Here is a 15,603-nt window from a genome sequence, read left to right as displayed (position 1 = left end):
TAATGTTAATATATCCACATGAACTTAGAAAAATGGATCGAAGAAAAATTTAACACAACAAAATATACACTTGAAAAAACAGATAAAGGTATCAGTAACCATAACTATATATTGACAATCAACGACACCAAATACATGATACGTGTGCCTAAAAAGAATCATGAATCACTTGGCTTACAACATGAACACGAAAAGAAAATTTTGACACTTGTTTCCGATTTAGATGTGCCTACTGTTTTATTCGACGAAAAAGAAGGCATTAAAGTCACTCATTATATTGAAGATGTAAAAACATTTAATGAATGTAAAGACAAAGACAAATTCGCTAGATGTGCAAATTTAATGAAATCTCTTCATACTAAAAAAGCACCTTTATTTATTTTTAACCCTTTTGGAAAAATTGAATTCTATAAATCCCAAATCAAAGAATGTATCGTATCTTTTCCAAATGAAGAAAACTTTTTAGAAGCATTAAAAAAAGAATATAAGCCAAATACACTATGTCACAACGACTTTGTACAAGGAAATATTCTTTACAGCGATACAAAAGACTATTTGATCGACTATGAATATGCAGCTAAAAACGATTATCGCTTTGATATCGCCAGTTTCTTTTCAGAGAACAATATTCACTACATTGACCAAAGAGATCAATTCTACCAAACCTATTTTGATGGAGAAATCGACCCCATGATTGATGTACAAGTGCAGGCATTTGAAAGAATGGAAGATATTCTTTGGGGATATTGGGCAAATATGCTTTATGAACAAAGAGGCGAACAAATCTATTTTGACATTGCCAAAGACAAAGAAAAACATTACAGAGGCTAAATAGCCTCTGTTTTTTCATCTATATCCATAAATTCTTCTTCTGATAAAGAAACCGTTAAATACATGTCATTACCAATGATTTGTTTGGCCCCTTTATCATTACATAACCGTTTTGCCTTTTCATAATAACATTCTGGCAACAACATAGGATTACATAAAATACCATTATATTCACAAATCACAATATGCTTTCCATCTTGAATGGAAGCCATTTCCTTTAACGTATCCAATTTTAAATATGGCATATCTGCAACCATCAGTATGCATGCATTATTTTGACAAGCACCCACACCTAAAGCGATAGAATGACCTTGACCATATTCAGGATGATCATTCATAACGACACGATAACCTAAAGTTTCAGCCATTTCTTTTATCTTTTCATATTGTGTGACAACTATCACATCCAAAAAAGCACTTGCCTTATCAAAAGCATATTCAATAAGTTTCTTACCATGAAATTCGTACAAAAGTTTATTTGAAACAAAGCGTCTGGAAAAACCAGACGCTAAGATAATCAAAGAAATATTATTCATCTTCTTTTCCTAATAACACTTTTTCAGCAGTAATAGGCAAAGTACGAACCTGCACTCCTGTCGCATGTTTTATAGCACTTGCAATTGCACTTGTCGGCGTATTAATAACAACTTCACCAATAGATTTTGCACCAAAAGGACCATTGTCTTCATAGCTACTTTCAAACTCAACACGAACACTTGGAACATCTACTCTTGTTGGTAACTTATACTGTAAGAAATTACGATTACGCATCTTGCCCTCATTTGAGTATGTGATATCCTCACTTAAAGCCATACCAATACCTTGTACAATACCACCTTCAGCTTGTACTCTGGCAAGATTTGGATTGATAACTGTACCACAATCAACTACAGAAACATAATCATGAACCTTGATTTCTCCAGTTAACTTATCTACATCCACTTCCGCAATACCAACCATAAATGGAGGCGGACTCGTAGGCGACATGTGAGAGTCACTGGCAATCAATGCTTTTGCGATACCACCGTTGAAACATGTATCCGCAAACTCAGCCAAACTCATTTCATGCGCATGATCTAATGTATTAATTTTCTTACCATCAAATTCAATATCTTCTTTATCCACATTAAAGAATCCGGCTGCCGCTTCTAAAATAGAATTTCTTAATTTTTCACAAGCCTTTACTACAGCCATACCCGTTACATACGTTGTACTTGATGCATAAGAACCCGTATCATATGGTGCATGGTCTGTATCCAATGAACTAGTGACAACTTGATCTACATCACAATCCATGCATTCCGCAACCATTTGGGCAAGAATCGTATCACATCCTGTACCCATATCTGTAGCACCAATACTTAATGTATAAAAGCCATCATCTTGTAGTTTAATTTCAACAGAACCTACATCAAGACCTGAAATACCACTACCTTGCATAGATAAAGAAACACCTAAACCACGAACAAAATCCCCCATATCACGTCTTAAAGGTTTATTCTTGTAGCCAATCATTTCCATAGCTTTTTCTAAACAACGATCCAATGCACATGCATTCAATTCTTCATTATAATATTGTGATAACACTTCATTTTCACGCGTCATATTCTTAAAACGAATTTCACAAGGATCCATATTCAATTCATCAGCCAATTCATTAATAATAGATTCAACCGCAAACTGACCTTGCGTAGCCCCATATCCTCTATAAGCACCTGCACGCATTGTATTTGTATAAACTACATCATATGTAAAGCGGCTTGCCTTTACATGGTTATATAAAGGCAAAGATTTATGTCCTGCCAAACCAATTGTAGTTGGACCATGTTCACCATAAGCACCTTGATTTGATAATGTATATAAATCAATCGCTTCAATCGTTCCATCTTTTGTAGCGCCAATACGAACATGCATTTTCATTTCATGTCTTGAGTTACTAGCCGCAAAAGTTTCTTCACGAGTATAAACGATTTTACTTGGCTTTTTAAGTTTCCACGTAACAAATGCAGTAAAAATTTCACAACAAGCCGTTTGTTTAGCCCCAAAACCACCACCAATTCTTGGCTTGATCACATTGATTTTTGATTTTGGAATTTCTAAAGCATTACTTAAAATTCGACGAACATGGAAAGGAATCTGTGTAGAACTTACACAGTTCAAACGACCGTATGTATCAATATAACAATATGAACGCATTGTTTCCATCATTGCCTGTGCATTCGCTTTTGTATGATAATCTCTTTCTAAGACTACATCACACTCTTTTAATACGGCATCCACATCACCAACAACACTTTCTCCACTGCTGACAATATTACGCTTTACGTCATTACCAATCTCACAAAGACACTTATAATCTTCTTCTTCATGAATCACAATTGTATTATCGATCGATTTTTCAAAATCCAACAATGGCTCTAATACTTCATAATCCACTTTGATTGCTTTTAAAGCACGCTCCACACAATCTTCATTAGCTCCTGCAACAATCGCCACTTCATCGCCTACATAGCGAACTACATTTTCTAAGATTCTTCGATCATAAGGACTTGGTTCAGGATAAGATTGCCCTGCCAATGTAAAACGAGAAGTTGGAACATCCTCATATGTATATATAGCTTCAATTCCGGGAATTCTTTTCGCAATGGAAGTGTCAATACTTTTAATTTTCGCATATGCATGTGGACTTCTTAAAAGTTTGACAATCAAACAATCCTTAGGCGCTAAATCATCACAATATACAGGCTGCCCTGTAACTAAAGCCATCGCATCTTTTTTGATGACACCTTTTCCTACACTATTCATGATTTTCACCTCGACTTAAGTATGCCTTAATAGCACGCATTTGCGACATATATCCAGAACAACGACATAAATTACCGGCTAAATAAGCACGAATCTCGTCATCACTTGGATTCACTAATTCTTTTTCCATTGCCAAAACATTCATAATAAATCCTGGCGAACAAAAGCCACATTGTTCAGCCCCTTGTTTAGCCATAAACATACCGAATTCACTGGCTTCTTTTTGAAGGCCTTCAAGCGTTGTAATTTCATGACCATCACATCGAACAGCTAATGTACTACAAGAAAGAATTGGTGTTCCATCTTTCCACACTGTACACAACCCACAGTTTGCGGTATCACACCCTCTTTTCACGCTGTAACACCCATGATCTCTTAGCCAGTCTAACAATAAAGTTTGTGGCTGTACATCATCCTGAATCAATTTTCCATTCACTTTAATTTTAACCAACATAAGACTCTACCTTTCTCAATAACTTCTGAGTTAATCCCTCAACAAGTTTTTCTCTATATTCCTTACTTCCACGCATATTATCTGCACAATATACATCTAGATCAATATGATCTAAATCACAATTATACACTTTCGCAATGGCAGGTCTTGCCCCAAAACAGAAACGATAATGATCAGCATATTTAGTACAAGATGCATTTAAAACACTTAAATCCGTAGCACTTTTTCTTACTGAAACAAAGGCACTTGGCAAATTCGTCTTCTTTACATAAATGTATTCTACTATATCCTTTTCATATGGAAGACTTATGAATTCTTCAAGTGAAATACGACCATGTGCATGTGTTTGTACATCACACTCTAAACATAACAAGCTACAGATGACATCACTAAAACTAAAGCGTGAATATACACTTCCTCCAACTGTCGCCAAATTTCTTAATTGCACACCGACAATATCCTTTACAGCATCTCTAAACACATGACAAGTTGCTTTATTAAATGATTCATGCGTTTCTAATTGGCGTAAAGTTACCATGGCTCCAATTTTAAATTCCGCATCTTCTTCTTCGATTTGGTCCAAACCTAGTTTACTCAAATCGATAGCGGTTGGAATTTGAATATCTTCCATCTTTAACCAAATCATACCGCCCAAAATCATATTCTTCTTATTTTTTGTTAATAGCGCATACGCCTCATCCAAAGATTCTGGCGTCGCATAATTCATTATTCTTAACATAATGGATACGCTCTCTTTCTTTACTAAAATTTTAACACAAAAAGAAAGTGTTAAACACAATGTTTAACACTTATTTATTAGTCTTTTTTGCCAGGCAAAATTAAATTTAATACGGTTGCGATCACAAACGTCATAATAATTCCGTTTTGTGCAAAAATATTTCCAACCCAACTTGGTAATTGTGCTAGAACTGTAGGAACTTGTCCAATACCAATTCCAAGGCCGATTGCCAAGGCAATAATCAAAGTGTTTCTTTCATTGAATTCAACACGCATCAATGATTGAATACCACTCACTAAAATACTCGCAAACATAATAACAGCTGCTCCACCAAGTACAGACTGAGGCATAACCGCAAATAAAGCACTTAATTTTGGACAGAAACCGCAAAGAATCAAGAAGATAGCTCCTGTCATAATTGTAAAACGGTTAACAACTTTAGTCACTGAAACCAAACCAACATTTTGAGAGAATGAAGTATTTGGTAAAACGCCAAACAATGAGGCTACAACAGAACCTAAACCATCTGCCAATACGCCACCTTGTAATTCTTCAGAAGTTGCTTCACGATTTAAACCACCATTTGTGATACCAGAAACATCTCCGACTGTTTCAACTGTTGTCGCAATAAACATAATTCCCATCGCAATAATAGCTTCTAAATTGAACTCCATTTTAACTGGCATAAAAGTTGGAAGTGCAATCCAAGAAGCGGTTTGAACTTGTGTAAAATCAACCATTCCAAGTACGATAGCCAAGATATATCCTGCGATAATACCAATCAAGATGGATGCATTATTCACAAATCCTTTGATTTGTTTTGCGATAATGATCACCAAAATAACAAATGTACCAACCAATAAATGTTTAGGATCTCCAAAATCAGCAGCACCACTACCGCCACCAAAATAATTGATACCAACAGGAAGTAATGATAACCCAATCGAAATGATAACTAAACTTGTAACAACAGGTGGGAATAATTTTCTTAATGGTTTAATAAAGAAACCTAAAACCATCTCAAATAAACCACCAATTAAACTTGCTCCCATCAATGCACCATAACCATATAAAGTACCCATGGCTTTGGCAGTTCCAATAAATCCAGAACTAGTACCCATAACGATTGGAAGTTTAGCTCCCACTTTCCACACTGGATATAACTGAACTAAAGTAACAGCTCCAGCAATAAACATCGCATTTTGAATCAATGCAGATTTTAAATCCGGTGATAATCCAAGCATTCCTGCAATAATTAATAATGGACTGATGTTTCCTAGAAACATAGCCAATACGTGTTGAATTCCTAAAGGCAATGCCTCTTTTAAAGGTACAACACCATCAAGTTCATATATAGAACCCTTTTTCACATCTTCTTTTCTCATGTTTTCCTCCGAAAATAAAAAAGTCTCGCACAAAAACGAGAATCAACACGACACAATAAAAATAGTAGGTTGATTCATAGTCCCTGAATTTACGGTTTAGGGGTAGAAACGTCGACTCCGTATTAGTCGACATATACGAAACACGTTTGGATTATATCATTAATCGAACAAAAAAAATAGGACAAATCGTCCTATTTCCATAATTTTTCAGGATATACACCGTTTTCAATCAATTGTTTAAAGGCATTTTGCACATATTCCTTATCTTCGGCATATGTTACACCAAACCATTTATCATGTGTTTCAAGTACCTTCACATTGATACGATCTTCCCTCAATAATTCAGCTACAATATTTGGAAGCAAATATTCTTTCTTCATTGGATTATCTGAAATATTTGATAAGAAAGTACTAAAATCCTTTTCTAAATAGTCTAAGAAATCCGGATATCCAGCCCACATATTCATAGAAACATTACTTTCGGGTTTTGCCCAAGCCTCTACTTCAGGATCATCACATACAATTTTTTCTGCTTCAGCCTTGATTCCAGTTGTTTCATAAACTTCTTTTAATAAATTATTATCATCCACTTTACATACACCACGAGTTACAGTTCCATTCTCACTTAATGTATTCTTTAAAATGAATCCGGCCATACCCATATCAAATTCTTTTCCCATTTTTTCATGGTTAATCAAGAAATCATGTAATTTCACAAATGCTTCTTTACCATAATAATCATCCGCATTGATAATCACATATGGTGTATCCACAACACTTTTCGCACATAATACAGCCTGGCCTGTTCCCCAAGGCTTAGTACGACCTTCAGGACAAGTAAATCCTTCTGGTAAATCATTGATATCTTGGAATACATATTCTACATCCATATAATTTTGGATACGATTTCCAATCACTTCTTTAAATTCCTCTTCAATATCCTTACGAATAATAAATACGACTTTATCGAAGCCAGCCTCTTTGGCATCATAGATTGAATAATCCATAATGATTTCACCATTTGGACCCATTTTAGCTAACTGTTTGATTCCGCCACCAAAACGAGAACCAATTCCAGCTGCCATAATAATTAATGTTGTTTTCATATTATCAAAAACTCTCCTTGTAAATCCGTATATCCATTATACTAAAATGTATACACCTTCACAAGTTAACTATAGTTTAGATACGAAACAAACACCAAATGCATTTGGTCCAATATGAACTCCAATTGTTGAACCAATACGAGCACGATTCACATCTAAATCCAATTTTGATTCTAGTTTTTCAACATTCTCTAAACCATATGAATACAATGTATAAACTGGATACAATGTATCAACAATATCTGACTGCATCTTTTCACATACAACACTTGTTGCCTTATTCACACCACGTGTCTTACCGGCAACCACAACTTCTCCATGGTTTACACAAATAATTGGTTTAATACTTGCCAAAGTTCCAATGGCTGCTGCTGTCTTAGAAATTCTTCCACCCTTAGCCAAATATTCCAATGTATCTAAACCAGCATAAATATGCACTCGTTCTTTTAATTCTTCTAAACCAGATACAATACTCTCAACACTTCTATTTTCACCAATCCAGTTTATTGCCACTTCACATAGTAAACGAATTCCAGCAGCTGCTGTTAATGTATCAATAATAAAGATATTCTCATAATCCACCATGTCTTTTGCCAGACAAGCACTCTGATAGGTTCCACTCAATTTACTAGATAAGGATAAACATATTAATGTCTCTTGTTTCTTCTTCACTTTTTCAAAAATATCTAAAAATTCTTGTGGTGATGGTTGTGATGTTTTAAAAAATTCTTTTGAATTCATCATCTTCTCATAAAACGTTTCCTTATCAATATCAACACCATCCAAATAGTTCTTTCCTTCAATTTGAATTTGTAAAGGCACAAAATATAAATTTTTATTTTCTATCTCTTCTTGCGTATAATCACTTGCTGAATCTACTAATAATCGAATCATAATTTCCTCCACAGTTAACCATGTTAACTGTTCACATTATATACTATTAAAGCAATCTGTCAAATTTTTTAAAAAAATACTTGCATTAATTAAAATGTTGTAGTAATATTAGTGAGCACTTGTCAAGAAAGGCAAGTTTAATATACATGGCGCGTTGGAGAAACGGTTAACTCACATGCCTTTCACGCATGCACTCACGGGTTCGAATCCCGTACGCGTCACCATATTTCAAACAAAGTCCGAAAGGACTTCTTTTTTTATCCAAAACACATTTTTCAGAAAATTTAACATTATTTTTTTACAAATTTGCGTAAACCCTTTCATAGATGATATAATCATAATCACTGAGGAAGGGTGTTTTTATTATGCACAATAAACGTAGTACATTTTCTGGCAAATTAGGATTTGTCTTGTCTGCCGCAGGAGCCAGTGTTGGTCTAGGCAATATATGGAGATTTCCCTATTTAGCCGCTAAATACGGAGGAGGAATCTTCTTACTTATTTACATTGTTCTTGCCTTAACTTTCGGTTATACAATGATCATAGCCGAAACAACACTTGGAAGAATGACAAAGAAAAGTCCAGTTGGAGCTTTTCATACTTTCGCAAAAACGAAGTTCGCATCATTTTCCGGATGGATCAATGCCATTATACCTATTTTGATTGTTCCTTATTATTCTGTAATCGGAGGATGGGTCATCAAGTATTTATTTGAGTATTTAAAAGGTGACGCAAAATTACTGGCTACTGACACATATTTTTCAACTTTCATTTCAAATGGAGTATCTACAGAAATATGTTTTATACTTTTCACTTTTTTTACACTAGCTATTATCTATGCAGGTGTTCAAAACGGAATTGAAAGAGTATCCAAATTTATGATGCCAGTTCTTGTCGTATTATCTGTAATTATTGCAGGATACTCAATCAGTCGACCTGGTGCAATTGAAGGTGTTAAATATTTCTTAATTCCTAACTTTGATAACTTCTCTTGGATGACCGTTGTTAGCGCTATGGGACAAATGTTCTATTCATTATCTATTGCGATGGGTATCTTGATCACATTTGGTTCTTATATGAAAAAAGACGTTTCCATTGAAGGTTCAACAGAAAACGTAGAAATTTTCGATACAGCCATTGCGATCATGGCAGGATTGATGATTATTCCAGCTGTATTTTCTTTTTCTGGAGGAGATATGGAAACATTAAAAGCTGGACCATCCTTGATGTTCATCACAATTCCTAAAGTATTCGCAAGTATGGGACTAGGCACAGGTATCGGTATCATTTTCTTCTTGTTGGTGTTATTCGCAGCTATCACAAGTTCAATCGCATTAACAGAGAGTGCTGTATCTACATTTCAAGATGAATTACATTGGTCCAGAAAGAAATCTACAATCATTTTAGGAATTATTATGATTGGACTTGGAACACTTTCTTGTTTAGGATATGGACCATTGTCAAACGTAACAATCATCGGAATGCAATTTTTAGACTTCTTTGATTTCTTGACAAACTCTGTCATGATGCCTATCGCTGCCATTGCGATTTGTATCTTTGTTTCAAGAGTTGTTGGATTAGAAAAAGTCGAAGCAGAAATCACACAAGATGGAAATTCATTCAAACGTAAGAAAATATTCAATTTCATGATTCAATACTTATGTCCAATTTTCGCATTCATCATTTTATTAAGTTCGATTGCGAATGCATTTGGATTCATTTCTATGTAAGCTTAGCCTGTGCTAAGCTTTTTTTGTGCACAATTTTAATGTAAACTAAATGCAGGAGGTAGTTTATGAACATTACAGTATATTTAGGATCAACCTATGGAAATGATCCTGACTTTAAAACAAAAATAATAGAATTAGGTACATGGATTGCCAAAAATAATCATACATTAGTATTTGGTGGATCAAAAACCGGATTGATGGGAGAACTTGCCAACAGCACCTTGAATGCAGGTGGCAAAGTGATTGGTGTAGAAGCTCAAATGTTTGTGGATGAAGGTGTCCACATGGATAATCTTACCAAGCTATATATTGAAAAAGATATTGCCGATCGAAGAACAAGAATGATTGAACTTGGAGATGCTTTCATTGCCTTTCCTGGTGCAACTGGAACATTAGAAGAGATCAGTGAAATCTTATCAAAACTTTCACTGTACCAACTTGAATGCCCATGCATTTTCTATAATGTAAATGGATATTATGATCATTTAAAAGCATTCTTACAACACATGATTGATTGTGAATTATCCACACCAAAGCAGCAACAAAACATCTATTTCTTAGATTCAATCGATGAAATCGCAAATGTATTAAAGGACGAGTAAATTCTCGTCCTTCTTTATCATGATAATTGTTTTAATATCCACTCTTTATCATTCGTTGTCTTCATTTTATTAAGTACGGTCTCATCTTCAAGGGCCAAACATATTTTAGATAACACTTCCATATGTTCTCCACCCTTACCTGCAATACCAATCACAAGCTGTGCTTTTTCATCTCCAAACTGAATTCCATCTGGATATTGAAGCAATACGATACCTGTTTTATGAATCACATCATCACCATGTGTAGTGCCATGAGGAATAGCCAATCCCATACCAATATATGTAGTTACTAATTCTTCACGTTCTAACATAGCCGGTATATAAGCGCCATCCACATAGCCTAATTCTCTTAACAACTTACCAGCCTCTGTAATCGCTTCTTCTTTTGATACAGAAGGAAGGTTTAATTTAATTCCATCCAATTGAATCACATCTTCATGAACCGGTTTTGATTCTTCAACCTCTTCCTTAACAGCTTCTGTCATAATCGAATCTCCTGTCGACAACTGGAAGAACAAATTATCTAAAGCCGGATCGGCTAAGAAGTTTGAAATTGTGACTACTTTCGCAAAAGGTGCAGATTTTTTTGCACGCTCTACCAAAGTTTCTTGTACGACCGCAACATCACAATCCACTGGAATATTATCCACAGAAGTATTCATTACAGTTAAATCTGGTCGCACACCTTTTAAACGGTTTCTAAATTTAGTAGCTCCCATTGCACTAGATCCCATGCCTGCATCACACGCGAATACAATCTTACGCACCAAAGAAACATCTAATAAAGCTTCACTTCTTCCTTTACTTTCAGCTTTCATAGACTGCATCTTTTTACTAGCTTCATCTAAATTCTTTTCCCCAGCAAGCTTAACAATTGGGCTTGCCACCAAGAATGAAACGCCAGCCGCAATCAAAACACCTAATGCTGTCATGAACACAGAGCCTTTTTCTGCCATAGACAAGAAAGCAATAATTGAACCTGGACTTGATGGACCTTTCAATCCGATATTGAAAATAGAGTAAAATGCAATTGCACAAATATTCCCTAAAATTGGAGCAACGATCACAACTGGATTCATTAAAATATATGGAAAATAAATTTCATGAATTCCACCTAAGAAATGGATAATAATAGCTCCAGGCGCAGAATCTTTCGTTGCTTTATCTTTCGCAAATAACCAATAAGCTAATAGTACACCTAAACCAGGACCTGGATTAGCCTCCAACATATACATTATGGATTTGCCTGTTTGTGCAGCTTGTTCAGCTCCAATTGGTGTAAATATTCCATGGTTGATCGCATTGTTTAAGAATAAAACCTTAGCCGGTTCAATAAAGATTGCTACCAAAGGAATTAATCCCTTATTTACAAGTACATCAACTCCATATGTTAACACAGTCAAAACACCTGTCATAAAAGGGCCAATAATATAGTATCCTAATATCGCAATCAACATACCTAAAATACCGACAGAGAAATTATTGATCAACATTTCAAAGCCAGCAGGCATATGTCCATCCATCATTTGATCAAATTTTTTAATTACCCAGCCAGAAAATGGTCCCATAACCATGGCTGCCATCAACATAGGTTGTCCTTGGGTTCCACCAACGCCGGCAATACATCCAATAATCGCAATCGAGCCCATCACAAGTCCACGATCACCGCCAACCATTCTTCCTCCGGTTGCCGCAATTAATACTGGTAATAAATAAGTCAACATATATGGTTGAATCGATGCCAATTGTTCATTTGGTAACCATCCGTCCGCAATAAATAAAGCTGTTATAAATCCCCAAGCGATAAAAGCACCAATATTAGGCATAACCATCGCAGATAAGCTTTTACCAAGCTTTTGAAGAGTTGTTTTCATAATTGTCCTTTCTTAGGACTTCTTTAATATACAGATAGTCCTCGTTTTTCACATTCTTGTTTAAAACTATCTGAAAGTAACGAATCACTGATCAACACGTCCACTTGATCTAAATCACAAATTGTATATGTACCCTTTCTTTCCACTTTACTAGAATCCATTAACACAATTACTTTTTTAGATCTTTCAATTGCCTTTCGCTTTAACTCACAATCCTCTAAAGATTCGCATGTAAACCCCGTATCTTTCGCATAACGAGTTACACCAATAAACGCAACATCAAAGTTGACCTTCTCTAAACAGCGAAGTCCATCCATTCCATTCACACTAAAACTTTGCATATTTAGATTTCCACCTGTCACAAACACTTTCGATTTAGAAAGTTTTGCCATCTCTATAGCACACGTTAAGCCACTTGTATAAAAAATATTATTTTGATTATTTAAAACATGTGCCAACATTGTAGTCGTACTGCCTGAATCCACAAAAATTGTCTTAGCTGGTTCTACAAAGGATAATGCCTTTTGCGCTATCTCTTTCTTTTCGTTTACATTCCGTCCGTAACGAAGTTTTAATACATCATCATTTCCAGAAACCACATCCATAGATTTGGCTCCCCCATGAATTCGAACAATTCTTTTAGCTTGATCTAAATATTTTAAATCTGTACGCAATGTCATTTCAGACACAGAAGGAAATTTTTCTTTTAATTGTGTAAAAGTTACCGTTTGATTTTCATTCACAAACTCTACAATTTCGTTTCTTCTTTGATCCATTACTTCCATACAATACCTCCTGTATTTACTGTATTTAGTATACACAAGATTCTCGGTTTAATAAAATCTATTCTTGTTCAAAATGAGCCAATAAATATTCTTCGGCTTCAGGACACCACAATCCCTTATGAGCATCTACGATATCTGCCAACGCAGTATATCGATCATCTTTTTCTCCCATTTCTCTTAAATCTGCCAATGCAACCAATGGCATATTTAAATGCGTATAAATCAACTTCTTTCCGCCTGGAATCTTAGGCAAATTTAATGTTGTTTCGGCCGCTGCATTCAAACCACCAATATGCGTAACCATAACAGCTGGATCAATACGGTTTTCTGCTGTTAAGCGTAAAGATTCAATCATATCATCTGTATTTCCACCTGTAGTTCCCATTACATGTGTCGAATTATAGTGAACATCATAGAAATTCATTCTTGCACTAAACTGTTTGTCCGTAGGTCCCGCAAAGAAATTTAAACATCCATCACGACCTAATACAGCGCTTGACAATTCCACAACCGCTTCAACCGGTGCATAACAGAATACATCATCAAAACCAATTCCACCTGTAATTTCTCTTAAGCCGGCTGCAGGATCTTCCATCTTTCCTGTGTTCACGAAATGCAATTCAATTCCATCTGCTGCCGCTTCTTCAACTGGGAATAAGTGAGCTGCTCGATCTAATCTTTCTTGATTTACGTCCGCAACTACTACCATTTTAGGGCGAATATCTCTATGCAACGCATATGTTAATGCGCCAAGTCCCATAGGGCCTGCTCCTGCAAGAATCGCAAGTTTTCCATCTTTCTTAATTCCCATTTCATGTTTATACACACCCATATGTGTATGATAAGCTGCATTAAACGCTCCAATCGAACATGACATTGGTTCAGCTAAACTTGCTTCATAATAAGCTTTACCTTTATATTCCAGTAAGCATCCTAGCTCCATTACTTCAGCTGGAATAATGCAGTAAGTTGTATCTCCACCAAAAAATTCATAAGAATAACCAGGTGACCACATTGTTCCTTTATAGTTTAATGCTGGTTGTAAAGTAAACTTCATTCCCGGTTTAAATTTGTCTTGATGCTTAGCACCAACCTTAACAATATCACCCGCCATTTCATGTCCCATAATAGCTGGATGATCCGCAACATCTTCATGAACACGTTTATGATTCACTCCTAAGATGGCACATTTGTAAGTTGACATACAGACACTGTCTGAGACAACCTTTACTAAAATCTCATCTTCCTTAATTTCTGGTAATTCAAATTCGTCTAATCTTAAATCATTAGCTCCATGTAATCGCACTGCCTTTGCTTTCATTTCAAAAGTCTCCTCTCTCTGTAAATTGTTGTTTCAAAAGCTACATCTACATAATAACCGAATTATTTTAATTGTCAACTGTTATTTCAAAAATATTTCACTTGCGAAACAACAATAAAAGGAGTATCCTATAATCAGATAAAGAAAAGGAGATCAATATGATTTATACAATTACTTTTAACCCCTCTTTAGACTACGTTATTCAAGTCGATCATTTTAAGCCTGGTATCATTAATAAAACAAAATTCGAAGAAATCCTTCCGGGAGGAAAAGGCATTAATGTTTCAATTGTCCTATCCAATCTCGGACACGAAAGTACAGCCCTTGGTTTTATGGCAGGTTTTACAGGAAAAGAAATTGAGCATAAATTAGAAAGCTATGGAGCTAAAACCGATTTCATTCATGTGAAAAAAGGATTATCTAGAATCAATGTTAAGATGAAATCGGATGAAGAAACAGAAATCAATGGTATGGGTCCTGACATTCAACCGGAAGATATTCAAGAATTATTCAATCAATTAGATACATTAACAGAAAAAGATGTTCTCGTTATTTCAGGAAGTATTCCAAGCACTTTGCCTGATACAATGTACGAACAGATTATAGAACGAGTTCAGGAAAAGAAAATAAAAGTTGTTGTCGATGCGACAAACAACCTATTATTAAAAGTATTAAAATATAAACCTTTTTTAATTAAGCCAAACAATCATGAATTAGGTGAAATCTTCAATGTCGAATTAAACACTCGAGATGAAGTCATTCCTTACGCCAAAAAGCTACAGGAAATGGGTGCTCAAAACGTATTGATTTCTATGGCAGGACAAGGTGCAGTGCTTGTAAGTGATAATAATGAAGTGATTCAAAGTAAAGCACCAAAAGGAATCGTAGTAAATTCAGTTGGTGCTGGTGATTCGATGGTTGCAGGTTTTCTTGCAGGATATTTAGAAACAGGTAACTACGAAAAAGCCTTTATCAACGGTTTGTGTTGTGGTAGTGCAAGTGCCTTCCAAGTAGGTCTTGCGACTAAAGAAGATGTAGAAAACGTAAAGAAAACTCTTAGCGAAAACTAAGAGTTTT

14 protein-coding genes, 1 tRNA gene and 1 riboswitch are annotated in these 15,603 nt (G+C 35.3%); of the genes, 5 read left to right on the top strand and 10 right to left on the bottom strand.

The genetic code is table 11. The annotated features are described in order from the left end of the window. The first annotated feature begins 18 nt into the window (after positions 1-18). Positions 19-831 carry a choline kinase family protein gene (locus EUBIFOR_RS12265; RefSeq protein WP_003866288.1) on the top strand — a complete coding sequence of 271 codons (813 nt, stop codon included), beginning with the start codon at positions 19-21 and terminating at the stop codon, positions 829-831. Here the strand turns inward: EUBIFOR_RS12265 and EUBIFOR_RS12260 are convergent. The 7 genes from EUBIFOR_RS12260 to EUBIFOR_RS11705 all read right to left on the bottom strand — a co-directional run bounded on the left by EUBIFOR_RS12260 (position 828) and on the right by EUBIFOR_RS11705 (position 8,214). Beyond that, positions 828-1,367 (bottom strand): nucleotidyltransferase family protein, encoded by a 540-nt coding sequence (locus EUBIFOR_RS12260; protein WP_003866287.1) that lies wholly within the window; start codon positions 1,365-1,367, stop codon positions 828-830. The genes EUBIFOR_RS12265 and EUBIFOR_RS12260 overlap by 4 nt on opposite strands. Next, positions 1,360-3,636 carry a xanthine dehydrogenase family protein molybdopterin-binding subunit gene (locus EUBIFOR_RS11730; protein WP_003866286.1) on the bottom strand — a complete coding sequence of 759 codons (2,277 nt, stop codon included), beginning with the start codon at positions 3,634-3,636 and terminating at the stop codon, positions 1,360-1,362. The genes EUBIFOR_RS12260 and EUBIFOR_RS11730 overlap by 8 nt, the downstream gene beginning before the upstream one ends. Next, positions 3,629-4,090 (bottom strand): (2Fe-2S)-binding protein, encoded by a 462-nt coding sequence (locus tag EUBIFOR_RS11725; protein ID WP_003866285.1) that lies wholly within the window; start codon positions 4,088-4,090, stop codon positions 3,629-3,631. The genes EUBIFOR_RS11730 and EUBIFOR_RS11725 overlap by 8 nt, the downstream gene beginning before the upstream one ends. After that, entirely contained in the window at positions 4,080-4,829 is a 750-nt protein-coding gene (locus EUBIFOR_RS11720; RefSeq protein ID WP_003866284.1) for an FAD binding domain-containing protein, read from the bottom strand. The genes EUBIFOR_RS11725 and EUBIFOR_RS11720 overlap by 11 nt, the downstream gene beginning before the upstream one ends. A 77-nt stretch (positions 4,830-4,906) precedes the next feature. Next, a complete protein-coding gene (locus tag EUBIFOR_RS11715; RefSeq protein WP_003866283.1) occupies positions 4,907-6,214 on the bottom strand; it encodes a uracil-xanthine permease family protein in 1,308 nt (435 codons plus the stop codon). A gap of 57 nt (positions 6,215-6,271) precedes the next feature. Beyond that, positions 6,272-6,373, bottom strand: a riboswitch (purine riboswitch). A gap of 32 nt (positions 6,374-6,405) precedes the next feature. Beyond that, a complete protein-coding gene (locus EUBIFOR_RS11710; protein WP_003866282.1) occupies positions 6,406-7,320 on the bottom strand; it encodes a nucleotidyltransferase family protein in 915 nt (304 codons plus the stop codon). A 69-nt stretch (positions 7,321-7,389) separates the two neighbouring features. Continuing rightward, the gene (locus EUBIFOR_RS11705) at positions 7,390-8,214 is read right to left on the bottom strand and encodes a DegV family protein (protein WP_040466566.1); all 825 of its coding nucleotides are present in this window, start codon (positions 8,212-8,214) and stop codon (positions 7,390-7,392) included. Positions 8,215-8,362: 148 nt separating this feature from the next. Between EUBIFOR_RS11705 and EUBIFOR_RS11700 the strand changes: the two genes are divergently transcribed. From EUBIFOR_RS11700 to EUBIFOR_RS11690, 3 genes are all read left to right on the top strand, one after another. Then, positions 8,363-8,438 (top strand) — tRNA-Glu (locus EUBIFOR_RS11700). Positions 8,439-8,579: 141 nt separating this feature from the next. Next, positions 8,580-9,944 carry a sodium-dependent transporter gene (locus tag EUBIFOR_RS11695; protein WP_003866280.1) on the top strand — a complete coding sequence of 455 codons (1,365 nt, stop codon included), beginning with the start codon at positions 8,580-8,582 and terminating at the stop codon, positions 9,942-9,944. Positions 9,945-10,009: 65 nt separating this feature from the next. Further along, positions 10,010-10,546: an LOG family protein gene (locus EUBIFOR_RS11690; protein ID WP_003866279.1), complete on the top strand. Its 537-nt coding sequence runs from the start codon at positions 10,010-10,012 to the stop codon at positions 10,544-10,546. Positions 10,547-10,563: 17 nt separating this feature from the next. Here EUBIFOR_RS11690 and EUBIFOR_RS11685 read toward each other — a convergent pair whose 3' ends face one another. From EUBIFOR_RS11685 to EUBIFOR_RS11675, 3 genes are read right to left on the bottom strand one after another with little or no spacing between them, the layout of a single operon-like run. Next, positions 10,564-12,420: a PTS mannitol transporter subunit IICBA gene (locus EUBIFOR_RS11685; protein ID WP_003866278.1), complete on the bottom strand. Its 1,857-nt coding sequence runs from the start codon at positions 12,418-12,420 to the stop codon at positions 10,564-10,566. Between the two features lie 23 nt (positions 12,421-12,443). Then, positions 12,444-13,205, bottom strand: coding sequence for a DeoR/GlpR family DNA-binding transcription regulator (locus EUBIFOR_RS11680; protein ID WP_003866277.1), 762 nt, complete (start codon positions 13,203-13,205; stop codon positions 12,444-12,446). Between the two features lie 58 nt (positions 13,206-13,263). Beyond that, positions 13,264-14,526: a zinc-binding dehydrogenase gene (locus tag EUBIFOR_RS11675; protein ID WP_003866276.1), complete on the bottom strand. Its 1,263-nt coding sequence runs from the start codon at positions 14,524-14,526 to the stop codon at positions 13,264-13,266. Positions 14,527-14,684: 158 nt separating this feature from the next. Between EUBIFOR_RS11675 and pfkB the strand changes: the two genes are divergently transcribed. Continuing rightward, positions 14,685-15,596 (top strand): 1-phosphofructokinase, encoded by a 912-nt coding sequence (gene pfkB / locus EUBIFOR_RS11670; RefSeq protein ID WP_003866275.1) that lies wholly within the window; start codon positions 14,685-14,687, stop codon positions 15,594-15,596. The last annotated feature ends 7 nt before the right edge of the window (positions 15,597-15,603 follow it).

The organism is Holdemanella biformis DSM 3989 (assembly GCF_000156655.1).
Lineage (GTDB): Bacteria > Bacillota_I > Bacilli_A > Erysipelotrichales > Erysipelotrichaceae > Holdemanella > Holdemanella biformis.
This window is presented reverse-complemented; position numbering and strand designations above follow the sequence as displayed.